19 protein-coding genes and 1 pseudogene are annotated in these 25,811 nt (G+C 67.0%); 12 read left to right on the top strand and 8 right to left on the bottom strand.

The genetic code is table 11. The features are described 5' to 3' along the window. The first annotated feature begins 4 nt into the window (after positions 1-4). Positions 5-1,324: a TRAP transporter large permease gene (locus ABD115_RS13735; protein ID WP_343961799.1), complete on the top strand. Its 1,320-nt coding sequence runs from the start codon at positions 5-7 to the stop codon at positions 1,322-1,324. A gap of 111 nt (positions 1,325-1,435) precedes the next feature. Here the strand turns inward: ABD115_RS13735 and ABD115_RS13730 are convergent, their stop codons facing one another. From ABD115_RS13730 to ABD115_RS13720, 3 genes are all read right to left on the bottom strand, one after another. Beyond that, positions 1,436-3,043, bottom strand: a complete 1,608-nt coding sequence (locus tag ABD115_RS13730; RefSeq protein ID WP_343961797.1) for a carboxylesterase/lipase family protein — start codon at positions 3,041-3,043, stop codon at positions 1,436-1,438. Positions 3,044-3,120: 77 nt separating this feature from the next. Beyond that, positions 3,121-4,188, bottom strand: coding sequence for a nitrilase-related carbon-nitrogen hydrolase (locus ABD115_RS13725; RefSeq protein ID WP_343961794.1), 1,068 nt, complete (start codon positions 4,186-4,188; stop codon positions 3,121-3,123). 188 nt (positions 4,189-4,376) lie between these two features. After that, a complete protein-coding gene (locus tag ABD115_RS13720) occupies positions 4,377-5,315 on the bottom strand; it encodes a DUF808 domain-containing protein (protein WP_343961792.1) in 939 nt (312 codons plus the stop codon). Between the two features lie 187 nt (positions 5,316-5,502). Between ABD115_RS13720 and topA the strand changes: the two genes are divergently transcribed. Together topA and tmk are read left to right on the top strand one after the other, a co-directional pair. After that, on the top strand, positions 5,503-8,340 hold the full coding sequence (gene topA, locus ABD115_RS13715) for a type I DNA topoisomerase (RefSeq protein WP_343961790.1): 2,838 nt from the start codon (positions 5,503-5,505) through the stop codon (positions 8,338-8,340). Positions 8,341-8,346: 6 nt separating this feature from the next. Further along, positions 8,347-8,964, top strand: a complete 618-nt coding sequence (gene tmk, locus ABD115_RS13710; protein ID WP_343961789.1) for a dTMP kinase — start codon at positions 8,347-8,349, stop codon at positions 8,962-8,964. 66 nt (positions 8,965-9,030) lie between these two features. Here the strand turns inward: tmk and ABD115_RS13705 are convergent, their stop codons facing one another. After that, positions 9,031-10,410 carry a glutamyl-tRNA reductase gene (locus ABD115_RS13705; protein ID WP_343961787.1) on the bottom strand — a complete coding sequence of 460 codons (1,380 nt, stop codon included), beginning with the start codon at positions 10,408-10,410 and terminating at the stop codon, positions 9,031-9,033. A gap of 110 nt (positions 10,411-10,520) precedes the next feature. On the opposite strand from ABD115_RS13705, the gene hemE reads away from it, so the two are divergent. From hemE to hemL, 6 genes are read left to right on the top strand one after another with little or no spacing between them, the layout of a single operon-like run. After that, complete coding sequence (hemE, locus tag ABD115_RS13700) at positions 10,521-11,630, top strand: uroporphyrinogen decarboxylase (RefSeq protein ID WP_343961786.1); 1,110 nt, start codon at positions 10,521-10,523, stop codon at positions 11,628-11,630. After that, complete coding sequence (locus ABD115_RS13695; protein ID WP_343961785.1) at positions 11,620-13,116, top strand: protoporphyrinogen/coproporphyrinogen oxidase; 1,497 nt, start codon at positions 11,620-11,622, stop codon at positions 13,114-13,116. Before hemE ends, ABD115_RS13695 begins: the two co-directional genes overlap by 11 nt. Then, a complete protein-coding gene (gene hemC / locus ABD115_RS13690) occupies positions 13,113-14,150 on the top strand; it encodes a hydroxymethylbilane synthase (RefSeq protein WP_343961783.1) in 1,038 nt (345 codons plus the stop codon). The genes ABD115_RS13695 and hemC overlap by 4 nt, the downstream gene beginning before the upstream one ends. After that, positions 14,147-15,289, top strand: a complete 1,143-nt coding sequence (locus tag ABD115_RS13685; RefSeq protein WP_343961781.1) for a uroporphyrinogen-III synthase — start codon at positions 14,147-14,149, stop codon at positions 15,287-15,289. Before hemC ends, ABD115_RS13685 begins: the two co-directional genes overlap by 4 nt. Continuing rightward, positions 15,286-16,260: a porphobilinogen synthase gene (hemB, locus tag ABD115_RS13680; RefSeq protein WP_343961779.1), complete on the top strand. Its 975-nt coding sequence runs from the start codon at positions 15,286-15,288 to the stop codon at positions 16,258-16,260. The genes ABD115_RS13685 and hemB overlap by 4 nt, the downstream gene beginning before the upstream one ends. Next, a complete protein-coding gene (gene hemL, locus ABD115_RS13675; RefSeq protein ID WP_343961777.1) occupies positions 16,257-17,660 on the top strand; it encodes a glutamate-1-semialdehyde 2,1-aminomutase in 1,404 nt (467 codons plus the stop codon). The genes hemB and hemL overlap by 4 nt, the downstream gene beginning before the upstream one ends. Positions 17,661-17,914: 254 nt before the next feature. Here the strand turns inward: hemL and ABD115_RS13670 are convergent. The 4 genes and pseudogenes from ABD115_RS13670 to purL all read right to left on the bottom strand — a co-directional run. Further along, positions 17,915-18,145: pseudogene (locus ABD115_RS13670) on the bottom strand (hypothetical protein); the annotation flags it as partial. A 277-nt stretch (positions 18,146-18,422) separates the two neighbouring features. Further along, entirely contained in the window at positions 18,423-18,998 is a 576-nt protein-coding gene (locus ABD115_RS13665) for a hypothetical protein (RefSeq protein ID WP_343961773.1), read from the bottom strand. An 18-nt stretch (positions 18,999-19,016) separates the two neighbouring features. Next, positions 19,017-19,589 carry a matrixin family metalloprotease gene (locus ABD115_RS13660; protein ID WP_343961771.1) on the bottom strand — a complete coding sequence of 191 codons (573 nt, stop codon included), beginning with the start codon at positions 19,587-19,589 and terminating at the stop codon, positions 19,017-19,019. 475 nt (positions 19,590-20,064) lie between these two features. Further along, positions 20,065-22,392, bottom strand: coding sequence for a phosphoribosylformylglycinamidine synthase subunit PurL (gene purL / locus ABD115_RS13655; protein WP_343961769.1), 2,328 nt, complete (start codon positions 22,390-22,392; stop codon positions 20,065-20,067). 128 nt (positions 22,393-22,520) lie between these two features. On the opposite strand from purL, the gene ABD115_RS13650 reads away from it, so the two are divergent. The 3 genes from ABD115_RS13650 (at position 22,521) to ABD115_RS13640 (ending at position 25,807) form a co-directional block, all read left to right on the top strand. Beyond that, positions 22,521-23,507, top strand: a complete 987-nt coding sequence (locus ABD115_RS13650) for a hypothetical protein (protein WP_343961767.1) — start codon at positions 22,521-22,523, stop codon at positions 23,505-23,507. 63 nt (positions 23,508-23,570) lie between these two features. Next, the gene (locus ABD115_RS13645; protein ID WP_343961765.1) at positions 23,571-24,599 is read left to right on the top strand and encodes a GNAT family N-acetyltransferase; all 1,029 of its coding nucleotides are present in this window, start codon (positions 23,571-23,573) and stop codon (positions 24,597-24,599) included. Between the two features lie 200 nt (positions 24,600-24,799). Further along, complete coding sequence (locus tag ABD115_RS13640; RefSeq protein ID WP_343961762.1) at positions 24,800-25,807, top strand: siderophore ABC transporter substrate-binding protein; 1,008 nt, start codon at positions 24,800-24,802, stop codon at positions 25,805-25,807. Positions 25,808-25,811: the final 4 nt, after the last annotated feature.

Below are 25,811 nucleotides of genomic sequence, written 5' to 3'. Positions count from 1 at the left end.
AACAATGTTTGGACTGGATTGGTCGGCAGCGCTGCTGATCATCATCGCACTCCTCGCTGTGCTGCTGCTTGCGGGGCAGTGGGTATCTATCGCGCTCGTCAGCAGTTCTGTCGTGTTCTTGCTGCTCGTCGGTGGCTGGGAGCGGCCGCTGCCACTCGGCAGTATCGCGTGGGAAACGCTGAACTCATTCGTGCTCACCGCGGTGCCGCTGTTCATCTTTATGGGGGAGGTGATCGCGCGTAGCGGCCTGACACAGCGGCTCTACGACGGTATTCTCGTCGTGCTGCGCAAGGTGCCGGGCAGCCTGCTGCACGCGAACATCGGGGCCTCGGGGGTGCTCGCCGCCATGTCGGGCTCGAGCAGCGCGACTGCCGCTGCGATGGCGAGAATCGCGCTTCCCCAGATGGAGCGCGACGGCTACGACAAGAAGCTGTCGTTTGCCTCGATCGCGGGCGGCGGCAGCCTCGGCATGCTCATTCCACCGAGCCTCGCCGCTCTGCTGTACGGAGCGTATGCCGAGCTCTCGGTGAGCCGGCTCTTCATGGCGGGGCTTGTGCCGGGAATCGTGTTGGCGCTGATGATCAGCGGGTACCTGTTTGTGCGCACCCGCATGAACCCGTCGCTCGCGCCATCGAGCAGCGCGCGCATTGGCACGACCACTTCAGAGCGGGCGGCTACCCTGTTGCGAATGCTCCCGGGGCTCGTGCTCGTGGGGCTCGTGCTCGGCACCATCTACACCGGCATCGCGACCCCAACGGAGGCAGCGGCGATCGGAGCGGGAGGGGCCGTGCTGCTCGGGTTTCTGATGAAGGGGCTCAGCTGGAAGGCGCTTGTCGATTCGGCCATCGCGACCGCAAAGGTGGCCTCCGCGCTCCTGTTCATCGTGGTCGGGGCACAGGTATTCTCCGCGGCACTCGTGCAGTCGGGGGTTGTGCGCGGGGTCATCGCTGCGTCGAGCGGCGTGATGACTTCGCCGTGGATGCTGTTCATTGGAATGGCGATCGTCTATGTGCTGCTCGGCATGTTCATCGACGGTCTCTCGCTGATGTTTGTGACGCTGCCCGTGGTGATTCCGCTGATGCACGCTGTCGACTTCAACCCGTACCTGTTCGGGGTATTGCTCGTGCTGTTCATCGAGCTTGGTCAGATCACCCCGCCGGTCGGCATCGTGCTCTACATCATTAGCGCGTCGTCTCCCGGCAGCAAGATCGCCGAGATCTTCCGGGGTGCGTTCCCCGTCGTGATTCTCATCTTGGTGCTCGCTGTGCTGATCTTCCTTTTCCCCGACATAGCGCTGTGGCTCCCCGAAGCGATGTCGACGTAAGCGATGTCGACGTAGTCGATGCCGAGCCCGGCAATGCGCCCGGGCGGCCGCGAACCAGCGGCCGCCCGGGCGTTACACTCGGCGCACTGACCGGCGGGCCAGCGCGAGCGGTTAGTTTGAGACGACGTTCTGCGCGCTCCAATACACGCACCCGGGGCGCTCTGCGACGGGGTCATCCGTTACCATCTCCCGCCCCTCAGGGCTGAGCCGCAGCCGGCCGCCGTCAGACTCCGCGAAAGTTTGCCACCCGTCGCTCTGCGGTGTGTTCGGGTTACCGGTGTTCACGAACTGGCTCCAGGCATCGACCATAAACTCCGATAGCTCCTGCTGGCTAGCGCTCATCGGCTCGTACCCCTCCATATCGAAGAGATACTGGAGCTCGAGCGTGTGCGAGGCCTTCGACGGCACGGCCTCGGCCATTCCGGTCGGCACCGGCGCATGCTCGTCGCTGAACTCGTACTGATAGACCGGGTTGTTCACGCTGAACTGACTGCTCGCATAATTCGTATTGCAGACGAACTGCTGGTCAGTCTGCATCGCGGCGTAGGCGAGCAAGATATCGCCGCCGTAGTTCGAACTCGGATACAGATCGAGCAACTCTTGCACGTCTCCCGTGAAACCGCCTGAGGTCACGCCCTGCGCGACCGAGTCGCGGTAGGCCTGCTCGTCTCCGAGCTCTTCGGCGTGGAGGTTCGCAAAGTAGCGGCCCTCGTCGGTGTTGAACCCGATGAGCACCGGAATGTCGTGGATCGCGTCGACCAGCTTGTCAGCGGTCATTGGTGCGGGCTCCACCGTGAGGTCGGGCCCCGAGAGGCCCTCACGAAGGTCTTCTGCCGGCAGGGCGTCCATGCAGGCCTTCTCGTCTGCGCCCGTCGTGGTGCAGCCGACTGATTCGCTGAAAGCGCTACTCGTCGCCGCCGTTGTCGCGCCGTACGAGATACACGGACCCGAGAGCACAATGGCCGATTGGAACTGCCCGGCTGCCTCTGGGGCGGCGAGCACGTTGCAGACCGACTGCGAACCCATTGACTCTCCCGCCACGGTGATCTTCTCGGGGTTCCCGCCGAACTCACTGATGTTCTCTTTCACCCAGGCGAGCGCGGCGAGCTGATCCTGCAGGCCGTAGTTGCCAGCGTTCGCGCCGTCACCGTCGGCATCGAGGTGTGGGTCTGACGACCAACCGAGCGGGCCCAAACGATAGTTAATTGTCACAACGACAAGATTGCCCTCGGTCGCGAGCGTCTTGCCGCCGTAGCTGTCACCGCTGCCGACGAGGTACCCGCCACCCGGAATCCAGAACAGCACGCCGTAGTCGCTCGACGCATGAGCGTCGAGCGGGGTTGAGACGTTGAGTGTCAGGCAGTCCTCGCTCTCTGGTGCGCCCGAATCGAGCCCGGGCAGGGTCATCGGGGCCTGAATGCAGCGCGAGGCTACCGCGGTCCCGTCTTTCGTGCCCGCCCATTTCTCCGGGGGCTCCGGCGTCGACCAGCGCTGCTCACCCGTGGGTGGGGCTGCGTACGGAACGCCCTGGAAGTAGCGGTAACCGTCGTCAACCGACCCCCGAATCTTGCCCGCGTCGAGGCTTACCGTGTCACCGGCCGAGATCGCCGAGGTGACCGTCGGTGGCGCTGTTGGTGTCGGCCCCGTGCACGCGGCGAGCGCGAGCACCGATGCGCCCGCGACGAGCAGCGCGGCGACCGAATGTGTTCGTTGTTTCATGTGTCTCTACCCTGTTTTCTTAAAAATTCATCGCCAAATAACCGTGTGGGCGCGTGGCCCAGCATCGCCCGTGGTTGTTACTCGTAGGGAACCCAGGCGCCGAGTTCGTGCATCTTGGCGATCTGGGCCTCGATGACGGTCTCCCTGAACTCGGCGTGATGCGGCGGAATCGCAGTGAGGTAGCGGTTCTTCGGGTAGATCGGCTTTTCGTAGATGAGCTGCGCCATCTCGGTGCGAACATCTTTCAGCCAGTTCGAAATCTGCGCGTGATCGCGGTGATACCGCAGCGCACCGACATCGACTACGCCAGAGACAAACGTCGACCCGTTGCTGTCGAACTGCTTGCCGACCAGGCTCCCCTGGTGATTCACGATCATCGACCGGCCACCGCCGGCGTCGATGCTCACTCCCGGGCTCACCCGCGATAGCTCCCCGCCGATGTTCGGCGCGACGACATAGAAGTTGTTCTCAACAGCCCGCGCGCGGTTGGTGATTTCGTAGATATCGTTCGCCGCGAACGGCGTTGGCAACGAGGCCCGATACACGACCTCGGCGCCGTTGAGGGCGAGCCCGCGGCCGTTTTCGGGGCGCATCCCCTCCATCGCCATCATGATTCCGAGGTTGCCGATCTCGGTACGGGCGACCGGCCAGAACGCGTCGAGCGATCGGCCGTACCGCTCAATCCACCAGTCGAAGAGATCGTGCGGCGATACCGAGCGCTCCACCGGGAGCAGCGAATCGAGTTTGTAGTGCTTGAGAACGATCTCGCCCTCCGGCGAAATGACGAACCCCATATTGAAGAACAGCTTCGGCCACTCCGGGTGGCGGGCCTTGGCCTGGCCCATGATGAAGACGTTGAACTTCCTCGCGAGTTTGCCCAGCCGGTCTGTCTCTGGCCCGGGTATGTCGATGGCGCACGTCGTCGCGTACTCCGTGTGATCGACATCGCCCGACTCATCGCCAAAGCCCTGCAGCGCGCCCTCGGGGAGGGCGAGGAGCCTGACGGGAATATCGAGGGTAGAGGTGCTGACGGCGGCAGCCGCCAACTCCTCGATGTGATCGAGATTGGCCGAAATCTGAGCCCGATCTGTGATTGCCTGAAATGTCGGGGTTAGGCCGACCACTGTGTATGGGTCAATACGCATGCGTATTCCTCTTTGCGTTGGGTTGCTTCCTACACGCCTCTCGGCGTGCTTTGCCCCCCCCCGTCACCAACCCTATTCAGAATCTTCGAAAAATGTCAGGGGCAGAGTGGCTGTGAGTTTGGTGAGAGCAACCTCGCGTGCGACGGCACCGTGGGGGCAGCCCCGTCCACGCTGCATCGAGTGGCCGGCTACCGGGCGGCTGGCCGCTTGAAGCGGAGCCGGGCAAAGACAGCGAGCAAGCCGATGACGACAGTTCCCCACGCGAAGCCAAACACCGCCGAGAGCCCGGAGTCGATGAACCAGGTGACGATGCCCGGCGCGTGCACGGCGTGCACGATCGAGCTCACCACGTCATACGGCGCGCTGAAGCCGACCTCGCCGAGGTTTACCAGCAAGATGTGGCCGCCGACCCAGAGCATTGCGAGCGCTCCGACAACCGTGAGGGCCCGAAACACCCACGGCATCGCCTTGACCAGCCCGCTGCCGATCGCCTGCAGCGCCCGTGCTGGCTTGCGCATGAGCCAGAACCCGACGTCGTCCATGCGAATGAGCAGGGCCACCGTGCCGTAGACGGCCACGGTCATGAGCAGGCCGACCACGATGAGGGTTGCGAGGCGAATCCCCCAGGTCGAGGCCTCGATATTGGCGAGCGAGATCAGCATGATCTCGATGCTCAACACGAGGTCGGTGCGCACCGCGCTCGAGACCATCTGCTTCTCGTCGGTCTCGGTGCGCCCTACGACCTGCTCGACGCCGCCCTTCTCGGCGTGTGCCGGCCTGATCCAGTGCCACACCTTCTCGGCGCCCTCGTACGCGAGGTACGTGCCGCCGAGGATGAGGAGCCAGGGGAAGACCCACGGGGCCCAGGCGCTGAGCAGCATGATCGCGGCAATGATGATCGCCTTGTTCATGAGCGAGCCGCGCGTGATCTTCCACACAACGGGAAGCTCTCGCTTGGGCGTGAGGCCCTGCACGTACTGCGGCGATACTGCGGCGTCGTCGATCACTACGCCGGCAGCCTTTGCCGAGGCCTTCGCGGCCCCAGCGACAACGTCGTCGATCGAAGCAGCGGCGGCACGGGCGAGTACAGCAATGTCGTCAAGCAGGGCAAAGAAACTAGCGCTCACGTATCTGACCTCTATGTGGGTGGCTGAGAGAACTAAAGAATACCCTTTGCGCCAGAATAATCTGGTCTGGTGGCGCCCGGCGCGAGGAGAATGAGAGATTCTCACCCGACAGTGTGTATCGTTGCGGTGCAGGGAGCCCTGCGCGACGAATCGCGTGTACGGGATAAAAGCGAGAAATTGGAGTGCCGTGGGCAAGAAGCTTGTGATCGTGGAGTCGCCGACCAAGGCGCGCACGATTGGTGGGTACCTCGGAGACGACTACGAAGTCGTCGCATCAGTCGGCCACATCCGAGATCTCGCGGAACCCTCGGAGCTGCCGCCCGAGCTCAAGAAGGGCCCGTTCGGCAAGTTCGGTGTCGACGTCGAAGATGGCTTCACTCCCTACTACGTCGTCAACGACAACAAGAAGAAAACGGTCACCGAGCTCAAGCGAGCTCTGAAGGGCGCAGAGGAACTGTGGCTCGCAACCGATGAGGACCGCGAGGGTGAGGCCATCGCGTGGCACCTGCTTGAGGTGCTGAAGCCCAAGGTTCCCGTGCACCGCATGGTGTTCCACGAGATCACCAAAGAAGCAATCGAAGAGGCGAAGGCGAACACGCGCGACCTCGACATCGCGCTCGTCGACGCGCAGGAGACGCGCCGCATCCTCGACCGGCTCTACGGCTACGACATCTCGCCGGTGCTGTGGCGCAAGGTCGCCCCGAAGCTCTCCGCGGGCCGCGTGCAGTCCGCAGCCACCCGCCTCGTCGTTGACCGCGAGCGCGAGCGACTCGCCTTCACCTCGGCCGAGTACTGGAGCATCGATGCTCGCTTCGCGCCCGCTGAGGACGCGATCGATCGCGTGCCGTTCGAGGCGAAGCTCGTGCGGCTTGATGGCAAGCGCGTCGCCTCGGGCGGCGACTTCGATGACTCGGGGGCGCTGAGCCCGAAGGCGGTGAAGGCCGGAGCGATCGCGCTCGACGGAGCCCGCGCCGAGGTGCTCGCAGCGGCGCTCGACGCAGGCCCGAAGGCCGCGGTTCGCTCGCTCGAGACGAAGCCGCACACGCGTCGCCCGGCGGCGCCGTTCACGACCTCGACGCTGCAGCAGGAGGCGTCGCGAAAGCTCCGCTACAGCTCGCGCCAGACGATGTCGTTCGCGCAGTCGCTGTACGAGAACGGTCACATCACCTATATGCGTACCGACTCGCCGACGCTCTCGAAGCAGGCGATTCAGGCCGCGCGCTCGCAGGCGGCAGAGCTCTACGGCGCCGAGACCGTGCCCGATGCGCCCCGCGTCTACACCGGCAAGTCGAAGGGCGCGCAGGAGGCGCACGAGGCGATCCGCCCCGCCGGCGACGTGTTCCAGCGCCCGAGCGAACTCAAGGGCAAGCTCACCCAGGGCGAATTCGCACTCTACGACCTCATCTGGAAGCGCACGGTCGCGAGCCAGATGGCCGACGCGAAGGGCTCGACCGCGACGGTCACGCTCGGAGTTGCGATCGCAGAGGGCGCTGCCAGCACCGACGCCGAGTTCACCGCGAGCGGCACCGTCATCACCTTCCCCGGCTTCATGCTCGCGTATGAAGAGGGCAAAGATGAGAAGCGCGGCGACGCCGAGAAGAACAATGTGTCGCTGCCGCAGCTCGCCGAGGGCCAGCAGCTCGGCATCAACGAGCCGCAGGCGAAGAAGCACGAGACCAGCCCGCCGCCGCGCTACACCGAGGCGAGCCTCACGAAGCGCCTCGAGGAGCTCGGCATCGGCCGCCCCTCGACCTACTCGGCGATCGTGTCGACGATCATGGATCGCGGCTACGTCGCAAAGCAGGGCCAGGCCCTCGTGCCGAGCTGGATCGCGTTCTCAGTGGTGCGGCTGCTCGAGGAGCACTTCGCGGCGCTCGTCGACTACGACTTCACGGCTGAGATGGAGAGCGACCTCGACGAGATCGCCGCGGGCCAGACCGACCGCTCCGCGTGGCTGAAGGAGTTCTACTTCGGCAGCGACAACCACCCGGGCCTGCGAGGCGTCGTCGACAACCTCGGCGAGATCGACGCGCGCGCGATCAACACGATCAAGATCGACGACCAGATCTCGCTGCGCAACGGCAAGTACGGCCCCTACCTCGAGGTGTACGACGAGAAGAGCGAGGTCGACGAGAACGGCGAGCTCAAGCCACGCAGCGTGAACATTCCCGACGGAATGGCACCAGACGAGTTGACGCCTGCCCGCGCGCACGAACTCGCCGACGCGGAGCCGCTCGAAGATCGCGTCGTCGGTCTCCACCCCGAAACCGGCAAGCGCATCATCGCAAAGAACGGCCGCTTCGGCCCGTACGTGCAGGAGCTCCCGAACGAGGATGAGGAGCTGCCGAAGGGCGAAAAGCCCCGCACCGCATCGCTGTTTAAGTCGATGGACCCGGCGACCGTCGACCTCGACACCGCCGTCGCGCTCATCGGGCTGCCGCGCACGGTCGGCAACGACCCCGAGTCCGGCGACCCGATCACCGCGCAGAACGGCCGCTATGGCCCGTACCTGAAAAAGGGCACCGAGACCCGCACGCTTCCGAGCGAGGATGCGATCTTCTCGATCGACCTGCCCGGCGCCCTCGAGGTGCTCGCGCAGCCGAAGTACGGTGCGCGCAAGGCGAGCGCGGCGCTCAAGGAATTCGATGCGGATCCCGTGAGCGGCAAGCCCGTGAAGGTGAAGGACGGCCGCTTCGGCCCGTACGTCACCGACGGCGAGACGAACGCGACGATCCCGCGCGGTGACTCGGTCGAAGACATCACGTTCGAGCGCGCCATCGACCTGCTTGCGATCAAGCGCGCGAAGGGCCCCGCGAAAAAGAAGAAGGCCCCCGCGAAGAAGGCTCCTGCGAAGAAGCCAGCAGCGAAGAAGGCCCCTGCGAAGAAGAGCACCGCAAAGGCCGGTGAGGCGAAGGCCGTCGACCCTGCGCGATCCGCCGCCGCGAAGAAGGCCGCCGAGACCCGCAAGGCGAACGCGGCGAAGAAGGCCGCCGAGGCGGCTGCGGCTGCCGAGGCCGCCGAGTAGGTGAGCATGTTCATCACGCTCGAGGGCGGCGACAGTGTCGGCAAGACGACGCAGGCGGCGCTCCTCGAGGAGTGGCTGACGGGCGAGGGTCGCGAGGTTGTGCGGACGCGTGAGCCCGGCGGCACGCCGCTCGGCGTCGAGGTGCGCCGGTTGCTGCTGCACGGCGGCGACGAAATCGGCGATGTGGATCCGCGCGCCGAAGCACTGCTCTACGCCGCCGATCGCGCGCAGCACATTGCGAAGGTCGTGCGCCCGGCGTTGGCACGCGGCGCGGTTGTCGTGCAGGATCGCTACATCGACTCCTCCCTCGCCTATCAGGGCGCGGGTCGCGTACTTGATGTCGACGAGGTGCGCCGCATCAGCGAGTGGGCTGCCGGCGGGCTCTGGCCAGACGTGACCGTGCTCTTCGACCTCGCGCCCGAGGTCGCCGCAACGCGTCGCGCGTCTCGCGACGACGACAGGCTCGAGGCCGAGCGCCAGGAGTTCCACGAGTCGGTGCGTCGCGCGTACCATGAGCTCGCCGCGGCATCCCCTGAGCGGTTCCTCGTCGTCGACGCCTCGGGCACGCCCGACGAAATCCACGCGATCGTGCGCGCCCGCGTCGCAGAAGCGCTGAGCGCCTAGCTACGCGGGAGCTGCGTTGAGCGCCCCACTCTCGCGCTAGGCGCGCTGTTTGTCGGAAAGCTTGGTCTAGTGATCGCCGCCCGGGTGAATGCCGAACAGCGTCTCGAGCGCAGCGGCTGCGTCGGGAACGCGCCCCTCGCGCCCGAGTGAGCGGATCCGGGTCATCGGCGTGTGCAGCAGCTTGCTCGTGAACCGCCTGAGCGCCGCCTCGACCTCGGCGGCCGACGGTTCCGGGGCCGGGCCTGGCGCGCTGACAGCGCCGGTGCCGGTGCCGGCACTGTAGGCGTCAGTGCGAGCCGTTGCACCCGTGCCCGTTGCACCCGTGCCCGTTGCCGTGGAACTTGCGGTGCGCGCGCGGCAGAGCTCGTCTTCGAGGATTCCCATCACGTGCGTGCGCAGCGCGAGGAGCGCCGGGAGTGCTTCGCGTTCTGCGCGGGAGGCGCTGAACTCGGCCGCCGCTTCGTACACGATCTCCTTCGCCTCGGCCGCTGCCGTGAGCTCGGCGACGGGGGCGTGCTTGGAGATCGTTTCGAGGTCGAGGAGCTCGACACCCGGGAGCTCGGCCACGGTGGGGTCGATGTTTCGGGGCATGCCGAGGTCGATGAGTAGTCGCGGGCGAGCGGTGACAGCGAGAGTGGGGTCAAAGTCAGCCGGGCTGGCAGCGGCGGCGGGTGCTGTCCGCAGTAGTTCCGCGGTGAGTACGGGCTCCTCGGCGCGGGTGCAGGCAACGACAAGGTCGGCCGCCGTCAGTGCGGCCGACAGCCCACCCTGCGGGGTGACGGAGAGTTCGTGCTCGGCTGCGTAGGATTCGGCGCGACCGGATGGGGAATACACATGGATCGTCTGAACGCCGCGCGCCCGCAGCGCCGCGACCGTGGCGCCGGCGTACGCGCCGGTGCCGATGAGGAGCACGTTCGCGCCCGCCCAGTCGGTGACGCGTGACTCGGCCATGCGCAGCGCGAGACGCACGAGAGATCTGCCCGCAGAACGAATGTCTGTTCGGTGCCCGACCTCGCGTGACGTTCTCGTTGCTGTGCGAAACAGGTGCTCGAGGTCGTGGGTGAGGGTGCCTCGGTCGCGGGCGTCGTCGTGCGCGCGACGCACCTGACCGGCGATTTCACTCTCGCCGACGACGGCAGATTCGAGGCCAGCGGCGACGGCGAACAGGTGCTCGGCAGTCTCGTGCTCAGTCGACACCGCGACGATGTCGCTCAGCTGGGAGGAGTCAAGGCCAGCGGCGGCCGCAACGCGTGTGAGTACGGCGGCGTGACGATCTGGTCCCGTCTCGACGTACACCTCGAACCGGTTGCAGGTCGCCACAACGACCGACCCCGCGGTGAGCGTCGGGTCATCGAGACCGGCGGCCACGTCCGTCGAACGTTTTGAGAGTTGCTCAAGTAGCTCGAACGGGGCGCGGTCGAGGCTGAAAGAAAGAGAAAGGAGCATGCGCGTTTCTGTGTTCGTGCCGGTGGATCGGGTACGAAAGCTAAGCAAATCACGCGAACCTGAGCACATCTGATCTATCACATCAGATCTATGGGTTACTATCTCGTCCGATGACTCTTCTCAGCGAAACCCACCCACTTGTCTCGGGGCGCACCACCGGCTCCCCGCTCGTTCGCGCGCTCCGCGCCGAGCGCCCCGAACGCACCCCCGTCTGGTTCATGCGCCAGGCGGGCAGGTCGCTTCCCGAGTATCGAGCACTCCGCTCAGAACATCGTATGCTCGACGCCTGTTTGAACCCCGAACTCGCGAGCGAGATCACGCTGCAGCCAGTGCGCCGGCACGGGGTCGACGCCGCGGTGTTCTTCAGCGATATCGTCGTGCCCCTGCTGCTTGCGGGGGTCGACGTCGACCTCGTCGCGGGCACCGGCCCAGTATTCGCCGAACCGGTGCGCACGGCAGCCGATGTGGCGAGGTGCCGGGCAGAGTTCACCCCGGAGCGGCTGCGTGAGGCACTCGGCCCGATCCGCGAGGCCGTCGCACTGACCGCGGCCGAGCTGGGGGAGACGCCGCTCATCGGGTTCGCCGGTGCCCCCTTCACACTCGCGGCGTATCTCGTGGAGGGCGGCCCCTCCAGGGAGCACCTGCGGGCCCGAACCCTCATGCAATCCGACCCCGACACGTGGCGCGAATTGCTCGCCTGGACGGCAGACCTCAGCGCGGTCTTCCTCGAGGCACAGATCGAGGCGGGCGCGAGCGCCGTGCAGCTCTTCGACTCGTGGGCTGGCTCTCTGAGCGTCGCCGCCTACCGCGAGCACGTGGCACCCGCCTCGAGGCGGGCGCTGAGCCTCGCCCGTGAACTGACGTACCCGCACCCCTGGGAAGCCGACGCAACGCTTCGGGTTCCCGTGATCCACTTCGCTGTCGGCTCCGGGCACCTGCTCGAGGAGCTGACGGCGCTCGATCCCGACGCGGTCGGCGTCGACTGGCGGCTCCCGCTCGACGAGGCAAGCGCACGGCTCGGCGGGCGCATGCCCCTCCAGGGGAACATCGACCCGGCCTTCCTCGGCGCGCCAGCGGAGGTGCTTGAGGCGCACGTGGCCGACGTGCTCGCGCGGGGCATGCACGCCCCGGCGCACATCCTCAATCTCGGGCACGGCGTCCCGCCCGAGACCGACCCAGACGTGTTGACGCGCATCGTGCAGCTCGCGCATGCCGGCTAGCGAGATCGCAGCGCCCCGCGTCGTCGTCGTTGGTGGCGGTGTCGCGGGGCTCACCGCCGCGCGCGAACTCGCCGTCGCTGGGGCACGGGTCACCGTGCTCGAACGCGACGACCGGCTCGGCGGCCGCGTCTACGCGGCACCACTCGCTGGCGGCGCATTCGATGTCGGGGCAGAAGCCTTCGCGACGCGCGGCGGCGAAGTCGAGGGGTTCCTCTCGGAGCTCGGGCTCGCGGGGCAGATCGTGCGGCCCGCGCCGCTCGGGTCGTGGATCGTCGGCGCATCCGGCGCGATGCCCCTTCCGCCCGGCGGCGCCCTCGGCATTCCGGCGCGCCCGCTCAGCGGCCGAGTCGTCGCGCACATCGGCGTTCGCGGCGCCCTGCGGGCAGCAGCCGAGCCGCTGCGGAGACGTGACACGGAACACACCGCCACGACAACGGTGGGGGAGCTCGTTCGGCGCCGGCTGGGTGCCCGGGTGCTCGACACCCTCGTGCGCCCGATCGCGCTCGGGGTGTACTCAGCCGATCCAGATCGGCTGCTCGTCTCGGCGGTTCCCGGGCTCGCCGCCGCCTACGACCGCACAGGGTCTCTCGTGCGCGCCGCGGCTCAGCTCCGGGCAGCAAGCAGCGCCGCGGGCGGCCAGGTCGCGGCGCTTGCGGGTGGAATGACGCCGCTCGTTGACGCGCTCGTCGCCGACGTGCTGAAGTGCGGCGGCGTGATCCGCACGGGAACCCGCGTCGCCGAACTGACGAGGGGCATCTCAGATACTCCCAGTCAGCCTGGCAGGCCGGTGGCACCGCAGTGGACCCTCCGCGACGAGGTCGGCAAGACGCTCGAGCGCGCCGATGCCGTGCTGCTCGCTGTGCCTGAGCCCGTCGCCGCGGCGCTCTGCGGGGCGCAGCAGCAACCGCCCGCCCAACACGACATCGAGGTCGTCGCGCTCGCGATCGCCGACCCGCGGCTCGACGCCGCCCCGCGCGGCACCGGCGCGCTCGTCACCGACGGCTTGGGGATCGCGGCCAAGGCACTCACACACGTGACCGCGAAATGGCCAGACCGGGCAGAACTCGCCGGGCCGGGCACGCACATCGTGCGGCTCTCCTACGGGCGAGTGGGCAGACCCCCGGAGACCGCAGCGCTTGCCGACGCCGACGCGCTGCGGCTTGCCTGCAGCGACGCCACCGACATCCTCGGCGTCGAAGTTGCCCCTGAGCGCGTGCGAGATTGGGCACGGCAGCGTTGGGCCGTAGGCACCCCACCGGGCCCCGACCCGCGGTTCACTCCGCCCGCGGGCATCGCCCTCGCCGGCGACTGGGTGACGGGAACGGGGCTTGCCTCCGTGATCCCCGGCGCCCGATCCGCCGCCCGCACGCTGCTGGCCAGCCTGGCGGGGGAACCCCGCCTAGGGCCAGCCAAGACACCGCCCGCGACCTCAGAACCTCCATCCAGCTCATCTTCCGCAACTGAAAGCCCGGTACCACCAGCATGACCGCAGTATCCGCCGATTCCCCCGCGACCAGCTCCGGCAACGTCGCCCCCGGCAGCGTCACCCGTGCCGAAGGATCGCTCGCCCCGCGCCCCGGGCTGTTGCGCATCGGCACCCGCGGGAGCGCGCTCGCGGTCACCCAGACGACGACGGTGGCCGAAGCAATCGCGAAGGCAACCGGAGCCGACGTCGCGCTCGTCATCATCACGACGCACGGCGACGTGTCCCGCGCCCCGCTCGCACAGCTCGGCGGCACCGGGGTGTTCGTGAGCGCGCTGCGCGAAGCCCTTGTCGCTGGCGAATGCGATCTCGCCGTGCACTCGCTGAAAGATCTCCCGACAGGCCCGTGCGAGGGCATCTCGCTCGGCGCGGTGCCGGTGCGGGCCGATCCGCGAGACGCCCTGTGCGCGCGCGACGGATTCACGCTCGCGACGCTGCCGGCCGGCGCGAAGGTGGGCACCGGGTCACCGCGCCGCGCCGCGCAGCTGCTCGCGCGCCGCCCTGACCTCGACGTCTCGGACATCCGTGGCAACGTCGACACGAGGCTCGGGCGAATCCAGGCCGATCTCGACGCCGTCGTACTCGCCGCAGCGGGCCTTGACCGCATCGGCCGCGGCGTCGCCATCTCGGAGCGTTTTCCGCTCGACGTCGCCCCGCCAGCGCCAGGGCAGGGGGCGCTCGCGATCGAGGCGCGCGAGGCCGATCTGGGAGAGCCGCTCATGCGGCGGGCGCTTCACGCCCTGAACGACCCGATCGCGCGGGCCGAAGCGATCGCCGAGCGGGCCCTGCTCGGCACCCTCGAAGCGGGTTGCGCGGCACCGATCGGGGCGACCGCCGCCGTCGACGGCGGCACCCTGACACTGTCTGCCACGGTGTATCGCCTCGACGGCAGCGAACAGCTCACCGCGCAGGCGACGACGGAGTGGGACGCGAGCATGCCAGACGGCGGCGCACCCACCGAACTCGGGCGCAAGGTCGCGGCAGAATTGCTCGCCCGCGGCGCCGAAGAGCTCGCGCCGCTCAGGGGATCCCGATGAGCGCGGAAACCCCGCCGCCAGCCGGTGCCCGCCCGGTGCCGGTCCCCGGCGGCACCCGCGCGGTGCCCGCCCCGGGTGGGGCCGCCGCGGGGCCGCTCGCGGGGCTGCGTGTGCTCGTGCCGCGCGGCGGCGGGGCGGGGGAGCGGATCGCCGAGGCGGTGCGCGGCCTGGGCGGCGAACCAGCGCTCGTGCCGCTCATTGAGCAGCACCCGCCCGGAGACCCCGCGGCGCTCGCGGCTGCCGCGGAGGGCTTCAACCGGGGCACCTACGACTGGGTCGCGATCACGAGCGCGCACGGCGCGCGCGCATTCGTCGCGGCGGGAGCGAACCCAACGGCTGGCGGTGTGATTCGGGGGCCGGCGGGCGGTGCGGATCGCGCTGCTGCTGCTGCTGGTGCTGGTGCCCGTGCAACGGCCCCCGAAGAGACCGGCGCACCGCCCCGCATCGCAGCCGTCGGCCCGGCAACCGCAGCGGCGCTCACCGCCGCGGGCTTCCCTGTCGATCTGATCCCTGCGGAGTTCACGGGCTCCCGGCTCGCCGAGCACCTGGCGGCGACGATCCTCGCGGAGCCGGGCGGGAACGGGCGAGTGCTGTTGCCGCTCTCGGACCTCGCCGAGCCGACGCTCGAGCTCGGGCTCAGCTCCGCCGGGCTCGCGCCAGAACGCGTAACCGCCTACCGCACGCTGCCCGCACCCGCCGACCCCGAGGCCGACGCAGCGCTCCGGCCGCTGCTCGGCGCAGTCCTTGTGCTGAGCTCCTCCGGGGCTCGGGCGCTCGCCGCGCGCTTCGGCCCGCTCCCCGAAGAGACCATCGTCGTCGCGATCGGGCAGCCCACCGCGGCCGAGCTTGCGCGGCTGCAAATGCCAGCAGCGGTCGTCGCCACGGTGCACACCGGAGAGGGCGCTGTTGCAGCACTTGCTGACTATGTTGCGGCGAGGCGATCTCCGGGCGACGGCACCGGCACGGGCACCAGAACCGGCACCGGCACGGGCACCGGCGCCGGCGACGACACCCGCGCCGCGACAGGCTGCACCCCAGGCGATACCCCACGTTCCGCCCCGAGCTTTCCCCCAGAACCCAGCCCCGACCGCGCCACAGAGCGCAGCCGAGACCTCGATACCGAAGGACCAACCGAATGACCCCCATGATCCGACCGCGCCGCCTCCGCGCCACACCGGCCCTGCGCGGCTTGACCGCCGAGACACGGCTCCACCCGCGCGACCTGATCCTCCCGATGTTTGTGCGCGAAGGCCTGAGCGCGCCCGCCCCCATTGGCTCCATGCCCGGCGTTGCGCAGCACACGCTCGACTCGCTGCGCGCGGCCGCAACCGAGGCCGCGACGGCCGGCGTCGGTGGCGTCATGCTGTTCGGCATCCCTGCCGAACGCGACGGCCGGGGGAGCGCCGCCGATGACCCGCAGGGCATTCTCAACGTTGCAACGGCCGCCCTGCGCGAGGAGGTCGGCGACGCGCTCGTCGTGCAGACCGATCTCTGCCTCGACGAGTTCACCGACCACGGCCACTGCGGCGTGCTCACCGCAGACGGGGCTGGAGTCGACAACGACGCCACCCTTGACAGGTACCGGGCGATGGCGCTCGCTCAGGCCGAGGCTGGCTCCGAGCTCCTCGGGCTTTCGGGCATGATGGACGGCCAGGTCGCCGCCGTTCGCGGAGCGCTCGACGACGCAGGGTTCGCCGACACGGCGCTGCTCGCGTACTCGGCTAAATACGCTTCGGCGTTCTACGGGCCGTTCCGCGAGGCCGTCGACTCGCAGCTCACCGGCGACCGCAAGGGCTACCAGATGGACCCAGCCAACCGGCGCGAGGGCCTCCGCGAGGTCGAACTCGACATCGCCGAGGGCGCAGACATCGTGATGGTGAAGCCCGCGATGAGCTACCTCGATGTGCTCGCTGACGTGGCTCACGCGAGCAGCGTGCCCGTGTGGGCCTACCAGGTCTCGGGCGAGGCGGCGATGATCGAGGCGGCGGCCCAGAACGGGTGGATCGACCGCCAACGGGTGATCGAGGAGTCGGTGCTGAGCATCAAGCGCGCGGGGGCCGATGCCATCCTCAGCTACTTCGCGACCGAGCTTGCGGGGTGGATCCGATGAGCGTCACGCAGGGCATCAGCGGTTCAGGATCCGCCACGACCGCGCCTGGCGCACCCACGGCGCCAGGCGCACCGACCGCACCGACCGCGCTGAGCGCCGAGTACGCTGCGCGCGCCGCCGCCGTGATCCCCGGCGGCGTGAACTCGCCCGTGCGGGCCTTTGGCTCGGTGGGTGGGACGCCACGGTTCTTCGTGCGCGGCAGCGGCGCGAGCGTCACCGACGCCGATGGCACCGAGTACGTCGACCTCGTCGGCGCCTGGGGGCCGGCGCTCCTCGGCCACGCGCACCCCGCGGTCGTCGAGGCGGTGCAGCAGGCCGCCGCGAATGGGCTCGGGTTTGGCGCGTCGGTGCCGGGCGAGTACGAGCTTGCCGATGAGATCATTCGGCGCATGCCCGAGGTTGAGCTTGTGCGACTCGTATCGACGGGCACCGAGGCAACCATGACGGCGATCCGCATCGCACGCGGCGCGACCGGCAGGCCCCTCGTCATCAAGTTCGCAGGCCACTACCACGGCCACTCCGACGGCCTGCTCGCGGCCGCAGGCTCCGGGCTCGCGACGTTTGGGCTTCCCGGGTCGGCGGGCGTGACCGCCGAGACCGCGGCGCAGACCCTCGTGCTGCCCTACAACGACCTCGCAGCGCTCGAGCACGCGTTCCAGTCGCACCCGGGTCAGATCGCCGCCGTCATCACCGAGTCGGCCGCGGCGAACATGGGCATCCTCCCGCCAGACCCGGGCTTCACCGAGGGCCTCATCCGCTCAGCACACGCGCACGGGGCCCTCGTCATCACCGACGAGGTTCTCACCGGGTTCCGGGCGGGCAGCGCTGGGTATTGGGGCATTGAACGCGAGACGATGCCCGACGGGCTGCGCCCCGATCTCTTCACCTTCGGCAAGGTCGTCGGCGGCGGGCTGCCGCTCGCGGCCCTCGGCGGCAGGCGCGACCTCATGGAGCAGCTCGCCCCGCTCGGCCCCGTCTACCAGGGCGGCACCCTGTCGGGAAACCCGCTCGCCGTTGCCGCCGGGCTCGCGACCCTGCGAAACGCCGACGCCACCGTCTACGACCACCTCGCCGCTGCCGCCGACGCGCTCGCCGTTGAGGTAGAAGACGCGCTCACCGCTGCCGGGGTCGCGCACCGGGTGCAGCGGGCGGGCACCCTCCTCAGCGTGCTGTTCGGCGACTACCCGGTCGCGCCCGCGAACTACGACGATGTGCTGCGGCAAGACACCGCGGCGCACCGGGCGTTCTTCCACGCGATGCTCGCAGGCGGCGTCAACCTGCCGCCGAGCGCGTTCGAGGCCTGGTTTGTGAGCGCGGCCCACGACGACCGGGTGATCGGGCGCGTCGCGGAGGCGCTGCCGGCCGCCGCGCGGGCTGCTGCGGCCGCGCAAGCGGCGTAGGAGGCTCCCGCCACCGCTGCGGCTGCCGCAGCTGCGCCCCGATAGGTAATCTGCACAGGGTCGGTCACAGGCCGCCGGTTCGGTGCTATTGGTGGTGGATCGCCGAGGGAATGCAGCGCAGGGCCGCCACTGCGGCCGCGCAGTGCTGGCGTCCCAACACAAACGGGGAGGGTGTCACCAACTTGGTGACACCCTCCCCGTTTGCGCCGGGCTACCGAGGGCCCCGGGCCGCACGGGCCCCGGGCCGCGGCGTATTACTCCGCGATGACCGGGCCAAACGCGGCCGGCAGCGTGGCCTGCACCGAAGCGCGCAGCTCCGAGAGCGGCAGCGTGAAGCGGCCCTGCAGCTCGATCGCAGCGTCGTCGCCCGCGAGGTCGGTGACGCCGACCTTCAGCACCGGGTAGTTGCGACCCTCGCAGAGTCCACGGAACTTCACGTCTTCCTCGTGGGGAACCGCGACGAGCACGCGTCCCTGGGTCTCTGAGATATGGTCGGCATGAATTTCGCGCTAGTGACCTGCTTCCTCCCAATATATCGACGTGCTGCTAGGAGCGCTGCTCAAGTAGCGACAGTACGATTTGTCGATGCTCAGCCACGTAGAGCTCTTTCATCACCCATGACCGCAATTGGTTATGAGTGAAAGCTATCCTGCTCCGCCCCTGCAGTCGCGCTCCTAGATAGCCCTGCGCCTGCTCCGGTTTGACCCACGCGCGCCCTACCGAAAGCGTCTGCTCAACAACTTGGTGGAAGAAGATGCGGGCCTAACCAATGTCTTTCGGTACTACTGAGACCAAAGCAGGTTCTTCCTCGGTAGGATCAACCTGTTTGAACTCCAGACTCAGCAAGTCGGGCTGGCCGGATCTGCGCACATCTTGGCGAGGTTCGTACAGGCCAGCGCTAGCGCCAGTGACGTAGTACTGAGCAGCAAGCTCCCCGCCCAATCCTGAACTAGTGAGAAAGAGAAGGTACGTCTTTCCTGCTTCGAGAAGTGTGACGGGGGGCGCAGCACTCCCAGAATCTTTGCTCCCGAACTGTCGTACTTCGATGACATCACCAATTCTTGAATCGACCTTGTCGTCCCACTTCACGACTTCCTTCATATCGACCTCAGAGATAGTGATGATTGTGTCGGAGCCCTCGATGTCCTGGGCCTCACGAATTTGATTAACTGTGCCGATCGCAACAAGGTCACTGTCCTCACGCATTTCGATTGCAGACGCATAGATTTGCTCGCGATCGAACGAAGAGTTCGCTCGCTGTTGGGTGCAACCCGACACCAACGCAGTTGACAGCGCGACCAGAGCGAATACTGTGAACCCTCTTCTTAAACTGGACATATCCTCTCCTCGAATCTCTCAGTAAAGTGCGTTGATTCCGCGGATATCACCGGCGGTAAGATTCCGGATCCCGAGGTTCCAAGGCGTCTGGGTGCCCTTTCCATACATGACGCGACTGGTGTTATCAATGTGGGCTAATCCGAGTGCGTGACCAAACTCGTGTTGCCAGGTTAGGGATACCCGGGCGGCCGTGCCATTAGCCATCTCTGAGGCTGACCGATTCATCTCGATCTTCGCTGAAGAAGTAGCACCCAAAAAGCACCACCAAGTCGCTTGGGCATTCCAGCCTGTGTTGCCGTAGAGCCTGGCTTCTGTGCTTATCTGACCGGTAGAACGCGAGATCAACGTAGCATTTGTGCGATCTCTGACCTGCGTTATTGCAGACCCTAACGATTCGCTCCATTTTCCGCTCGGGACGCCGCTTGATTCCACATACATGATTCGCTGAGGAAACTTGCATCCCGTCAGCTGATAGGCGTTGGCGGGTGAGACATTCAGGAACACCATCGCAACCGCGATTACAGCTGCCGAGGCGACAACCTTCTTGCGAGGAGTGCGACTGGCCGCGTTGGGATCTTGCTTCGAAAACACATCGTCTCCTGACCGCTAATTTGACGTTCATTCCAATGGTCTGAGCGTCAAGCTAACTGTAGCCAGAGACGAAGAATCAAGTGCGTTCAGATCGGCCACAAAACTCCCATAGAGCGTCGGTTCGGCTTCACTCGCGAATTCTCTGGGCCAACTGCCGTGGCCAGTTGTTGTCTCTCAACTACAGTACAAGACTCAATGATGAGCTCGGCACTAAAAGAGTAGACTATTACTGTGAAATTAGCTATACAGGTTTGATAAATAAACTCCTTTTGTTGCCTTATGGTCGATTGTTCGTGACTGGTGAGGGTCGGGTCGTTGCAGGTGACTCAGAATCCATGCCTCGCGAGTCGTTGAGGCAAATTTGCCTTAGAACGCACGTGTTTGGTCGCTCGGCGCCCCGGAAAATCTCACGGGCCAGGCGAAAATCGCCCGGCCCGTGTTCGTATTCAGCGAGAGGTTACGTCGCTAGTTGTAACTACTCCGCGATGACCGGCCCGAACGCGGCCGGCAGCGTGGCCTGCACCGAAGCGCGCAGCTCCGAGAGTGGCAGCGTGAAGCGGCCCTGCAGCTCGATCGCAGCGTCGTCGCCCGCGAGGTCGGTGACGCCGACCTTCAGCACCGGGTAGTTGCGACCCTCGCAGAGTCCACGGAACTTCACGTCTTCCTCGTGGGGAACCGCGACGAGCACGCGGCCCTGGGTCTCCGAGAAGAGTGCCGAGACCGCGTCGACGCCGTCGCGCTGCATGATCTCTTCGATCCACACGCGGGCGCCGATGCCGAAGCGCAGCGCCCCGTCGACGACGGCCTGCGCGAGGCCACCCTCCGACAGGTCGACAGCGGCCGAGAGCAGCCCGCCCTGGCTCGCCGCGTGGAGCAGCTCGGCGAGCGTGCGCTCTGCGTCGAGGTCAGCCTTCGGGGGGAGCCCGCCGAGGTGCGAGTGCACGGCCTCGGCCCAGGCCGAGCCGTCGAGCTCGTCGCGGGTGACGCCGAGCAGGTAGAGGTTCTCGCCCTGATCCTGCCAGCCCGACGGGATGCGGCGGGCGACGTCGTCGATGATGCCGAGCACGCCGACGACGGGGGTCGGGTGAATCGGGGTGTCGCCGGTCTGGTTGTAGAACGACACGTTGCCGCCGGTGACGGGCACCTCGAGCGAGAGGCACGCGTCTGAGAGACCCTCGACGGCCTGCGAGAACTGCCACATGACCTCGGGGTTCTCGGGGCTGCCGAAGTTCAGGCAGTCGGTGACGGCGGTCGGAACCGCCCCCGAGGTTGCGACGTTGCGGTACGCCTCGCCGAGCGCGAGCTGCGCGCCAGCGTAGGGGTCGAGCTGGCAGTAGCGGCCGTTTGCGTCGGTCGAGATCGCGATGCCGAGGCCGGTCTCTTCGTTCACGCGGATCATGCCGGCGCCGTCGGGGAACGACAGTGCGGTGTTGCCGCCGACGTAGTAGTCGTACTGGTTCGTGACCCACGACACGTCTGCCTGGTTCGGCGACGACGAGACGGCGAGCAGCTGCTCGCGCAGCGCGTCGCCCGAGTCGTTGCGGGCGAGGCCGGCCGCGTTCACGGAGTCTGCCTGGAGCGCGTCGATCCACGTCGGGTAGGCGACGGGGCGCTCGTAGACGGGGCCATCGACGGCGACGGTCGACGGGTCGACGTTCACGATTTCCTCGCCGCGCCAGTTGATGATGAGGCGGTTCGTGTCGGTGACCTCGCCGAGCACGCTCGTCTCGACGTCCCACTTCGCGGTGACCGCGAGGAACTCGTCGAGCTTCTCGGGAGCGACGATCGCCATCATGCGCTCCTGGCTCTCTGACATGAGGATCTCTTCGGCGGTGAGCGAGGGGTCGCGCAGCAGCACGCTGTCGAGCTCGATGAACATGCCGCCGTCGCCGTTGGCTGCGAGCTCGCTCGTCGCGCAGGAGATGCCTGCCGCGCCGAGATCTTGAATGCCCTCGACGAGCTCGCCCTGGAATAGCTCGAGGCAGCACTCGATGAGTACCTTCTCGGCGAAGGGGTCGCCGACCTGCACTGCGGGGCGCTTGGTCGGGCCGCCCTCGTCGAACGAGTCAGAGGCGAGGATCGACGCGCCGCCGATGCCGTCGCCGCCGGTGCGGGCGCCGAAGAGCACGACCTTGTTGCCGAGGCCCGACGCGTTCGCGGTGTGGAGGTCTTCGTGGCGGAGCACGCCGACGCCGAGCGCGTTCACGAGCGGGTTCTGCTGGTAGACGCCGTCGAACACGGTCTCGCCGCCGATGTTTGGCAGGCCGAGGCAGTTCGCGTACGAGGAGATGCCCGAGACGACGCCGTGCACGACGCGTGCGGTGTCGGGGTCATCGATTGCACCGAAGCGGAGCTGGTCCATCACAGCGACCGGGCGCGCGCCCATCGAGATGATGTCTCGGATGATGCCGCCGACGCCGGTCGCGGCGCCCTGGAACGGCTCAATGTATGAGGGGTGGTTGTGGCTTTCGACCTTGAAGGTGACCGCGAGGCCCTCGCCCACGTCGACAACGCCGGCGTTCTCGCCCATGCCGACGAGCAGGCGCTCCTTCATCTTGTCGTTGACCTTCTTGCCGAACTGGCGCAGGTAGATCTTCGACGACTTGTACGAGCAGTGCTCGGACCACATGACCGAGTACATGGCGAGCTCGCCCGAGGTGGGGCGGCGGCCGAGGATCTCGCGGATCTTGTCGTACTCGTCTGGCTTAAGCCCGAGAGCAGCGTATGGCTGTTCTTTCTCGGGGGTGGCGGCCGCGTCGGCAACCGTATCGGGGCGGGATGAAGAGGCAGCGAAGTCAGTCACCCCCTCAGTCTACGCGGCTTTCGTACCGAGAAAATCCCGCCGCTGCCGCGGCAGGAGCGGGCGTAGAGAATGGTGTTTGCGAAACGATTTCTGGCAGTTTGCAGCCCACAGGTGACAGACTGAGAACTATGAGCGAGAACCACACACCGCAGCAGGCCAGCGCGGGCGACGCGAGAACCGCCGCCGCACCTGAGGGAGTCGCGCCCGCGATCGATCATGCGGCCGTCGCGCCGGTGAAGAAGAAGCTTTCGATGTTCTTGCGGGTGAGCATCATTCTGCTTATCGGCTTGACCCTCGCGTCTATCTCCCTGCTGTTTATTGGCGATTTCGAGGGCAGGTTCGAACGAGTCTTCTCGACGTTTGCGCTGTTCGCGGTCTTTGTTGTGCTCACCGCTATCGACACGAGTCGGGAACGCACGAACGAGTGGTATGCCCCGGTCGCGCTCATCGCGAATACCTACATCCTCGGCCTGCTGCTCGTCGTGATCTGGATGACGCCGTACAACTCGTACACGCTCATGCTCGAGATCTTCTGGAAGTCGTTCCTCGTGATTCTCGTGACGCGGCTCGTGATCGTGTGCTGCGAGGTGCTGCTGCGTCTCGGCGACGAACGCGATGACGCGGGGAACAGGTTCGCCTTTGCCACGAGCGTGCTCGCGGTGCTGTCTGGCATTCTCTTCACCGCCCCCGTCGGTATCGAGGCGTTTAGCCTGCGCATCCCCGATCTCTACTGGAAGATCGCGACGGCCGTGCTGATTCTCACCGCCCTCGGGCTCTCGATCACGCTGCTGCTGCGCTGGGCAAACAACTCAGAAGCCCGAGCCGCGAAGCGCGCTGCTGCGAAGCAAGCTCAACCAGTGCCGCCGTATGTCGCCCCGGCTGCCCCGGCTCCAGGCCCCGTGCCCCAGGTCACCCAGCAGGCCGCGGGAGAACAGCACGCGGCACAGGCCGCCCAGCAGCCAGCTCAGCAGCCAGCCCAGCAGCCAGCTCAGGCGGCCCCGTCCGAGGTGCTGCTCCCGTGGCCGACGTTCGCAGACGGGCGCCCGATCCCGGCGCGAGCAGACGGCCAACCTGACTTCTCGGTGCCCGGCGCACCGCTGCCACCCAAGTTCTAGCCTCCCGAGTGCCCGGGTTCGGCCTGCGCGCGACAGGTTTTCCGGCGGCACTAGAATTGCTGGGTGAATGCCGAGTATGTCCCGTTGATTCGCCCGATCCACCCTGACGAGTACCCGGCAGAGGCCGCGCTGTTGCATGCGGCCTACGCGGCAGGGCCATATGCGCCCGAGCTCGCGCAAAATGAAGCTTGGGGCCGGGTCGAACGCGACACGGCCGGCCGCGATGCAGCCGGCCGCGTGCTCATCGCTGAGGAGCAGGGCGAAATGGTCGGGGCCGCCTCTGTGCTCAGACACGGCAGCTCGTTCGCGAAGCTCGCTGGCCCTGGCGAGGCCGAGCTCAGGCTCGTCGCCGTGGCCCCCCGTGTGCGGGGCCGCGGGTACGGCGCCGCGCTCGTGCGTGCGGGGCTTGAAGAGGCACTCGGGTGGGGCGCAACGGCGCTGCGGCTCGACACCGGGGTGAAGAACCCAGCGCAGCACCTCTACGAGCGGCTCGGTTTTGAGCGCACCCCTGAGCTTGACGAGGCCGTGCCCAGCGCAGGCTACGGCGGCTCTCTGAGCTATCGATACCCACTGCAGGGGCGCGATGATGTGCGGGTGCGGCTGATCCGCCCCGACGAGATCTCCGCGGTCAGCGACCTCGTGCTCGCCGCGTATCGCGATGACTACGCCCATCTCGACCCCGCCTATCTCGCGGATATCGCGGATGTCGCGGGGCGGGTGGCGACCTCCCAGGTGTGGGTCGCCGAAGATTGCGCGAGCGGGGAGCTGCTCGGAACCGTTACGACGCCGCGGATCCGTGAGCTCCTCACGAGCGTTGCGCGCAGTGGCGAAATGGACATTCGCCTGCTCGGTGTCTCGCGTGCCGCGCGGGGGCGGGGAATTGGGGCGCTGCTCACCCAGCACAGCATCGCACTCGCGACGATTCGCGGTGCGAGCGGGTTGACGCTCGAAACGAGCCCGCTCATGGGGGCCGCCTGGCGATTGTACGAGCGCCTCGGGTTCGACCGGTTGCGCGACCGCGAACGCGAGATCACGCTCGCCGATGGGAGCCCGCTGCGGCTCCTCACCTATGGGTTCGCGCTGCCGGAGTAACTCCTCGCGGGAAGATGTGCTGGTCAGAATGATATTTGGCCGAATGGCTTGAACATCAGATGAATTCAAGGTTAGGCTTGCCTAAGCAGGGTCCAACGGCGGAATGATGCCCAGTGCACGGGCTCGCTCGAGGCCCCTCTTCGCTTCCGACCGGAAGTTGGTGCGCCATGAACCTCCCCCACTCAAAGGAATTCATTACCGTGACTCTCCGAACCTCCCGCAGGCCGCGCCTTGTGGGCCTCGCAGCCATGGCTGCGGGCGCCGCGCTCGTCCTCTCCGCTTGCAGCTCTTCGCCGGCTGAAGAGGCTGAGACCAAGCCCGAAGGCGCGTCGACTGTCTCGATTACTGATAACTACGGAACCGTTGAAGTTCCTGTGAACCCCGAGACTGTCGTCGCGCTTGACAACCACGTCTTTGAGACGCTCGATAGCTGGAATGTCGAGCTTGCCGCTGCCCCCAAGGGCATCATGGGCTCCGTTTGGCCGAACTATGTCGACAACGAGTCAGTGATCGACGTCGGCAACCACCGCGAGCCAAACCTCGAGGTCATCGTCGCAGCGGAGCCCGATGTGATCATCGCTGGCTACCGCTTCAGCAGCCAGTACGAAGACATCAAGGCGCAGAACCCCGATGCGGTCGTGCTTGACTTCTCGCCCCGCGAGGGCGAAGACCTCATGAGCGAGCTCAAGCGCAGCACCACGATTCTCGGCCAGATCTTCGACCACGAAGACGAGGCGACCGAGCTGAACGAGAAGCTCGACTCGACCATCGCCGAGGCCAAGGAGGCCTACAACGGCACCGACACCGTTATGGGGCTCATCACCTCGGGCGGCAAGGTCGAGTACGTTGCGGCGAACACCGGCCGCTCGGTCGGCCCGGTATTCCCGGCCCTCGGCCTCGTTCCCGCCATTGAGCAGGAGGCCGAAGACACTTCGCACGGCGACGACATCTCCGTCGAGGCGATCGCGGCAGCAAACCCCGACTGGGCAATCGTGCTCGACCGCGACGCATCGTTCGCTCCAGAGGACCTCGAGCCGGGCTCGGCGCCGGCAGACGAGCTCATTGCGGGCTCGGAGGCGCTGCAGAACGTGACCGCAGTGTCGAAGAAGCAGATCGTCTACCTTGACGCGAACTTCTACCTCACCGAAGACATTCAGGCGTACACGGGCCTCTTCGCCCAGATTCGGGATGCCTTCAAAGCTGCATGAGTAA

Origin of the sequence: Leucobacter albus, from assembly GCF_039528015.1 — a bacterium.
Taxonomy (GTDB): Bacteria; Actinomycetota; Actinomycetes; order Actinomycetales; family Microbacteriaceae; genus Leucobacter; species Leucobacter albus.
This window is presented reverse-complemented; position numbering and strand designations above follow the sequence as displayed.

Coding starts and splice junctions, on each gene's coding strand:
- ABD115_RS13735 (WP_343961799.1), top strand. CDS start 5: ATGTTTGGACTGGATTGGTCGGCAGCGCTGCTGATCATCATCGCACTC.
- hemC (WP_343961783.1), top strand. CDS start 13,113: ATGACCGCAGTATCCGCCGATTCCCCCGCGACCAGCTCCGGCAACGTC.
- hemB (WP_343961779.1), top strand. CDS start 15,286: ATGACCCCCATGATCCGACCGCGCCGCCTCCGCGCCACACCGGCCCTG.
- ABD115_RS13650 (WP_343961767.1), top strand. CDS start 22,521: ATGAGCGAGAACCACACACCGCAGCAGGCCAGCGCGGGCGACGCGAGA.
- hemL (WP_343961777.1), top strand. CDS start 16,257: ATGAGCGTCACGCAGGGCATCAGCGGTTCAGGATCCGCCACGACCGCG.
- ABD115_RS13695 (WP_343961785.1), top strand. CDS start 11,620: ATGCCGGCTAGCGAGATCGCAGCGCCCCGCGTCGTCGTCGTTGGTGGC.
- ABD115_RS13705 (WP_343961787.1), bottom strand. CDS start 10,410: ATGCTCCTTTCTCTTTCTTTCAGCCTCGACCGCGCCCCGTTCGAGCTA.
- ABD115_RS13730 (WP_343961797.1), bottom strand. CDS start 3,043: ATGAAACAACGAACACATTCGGTCGCCGCGCTGCTCGTCGCGGGCGCA.
- ABD115_RS13725 (WP_343961794.1), bottom strand. CDS start 4,188: ATGCGTATTGACCCATACACAGTGGTCGGCCTAACCCCGACATTTCAG.
- tmk (WP_343961789.1), top strand. CDS start 8,347: ATGTTCATCACGCTCGAGGGCGGCGACAGTGTCGGCAAGACGACGCAG.
- ABD115_RS13665 (WP_343961773.1), bottom strand. CDS start 18,998: ATGTCCAGTTTAAGAAGAGGGTTCACAGTATTCGCTCTGGTCGCGCTG.
- ABD115_RS13685 (WP_343961781.1), top strand. CDS start 14,147: ATGAGCGCGGAAACCCCGCCGCCAGCCGGTGCCCGCCCGGTGCCGGTC.
- hemE (WP_343961786.1), top strand. CDS start 10,521: ATGACTCTTCTCAGCGAAACCCACCCACTTGTCTCGGGGCGCACCACC.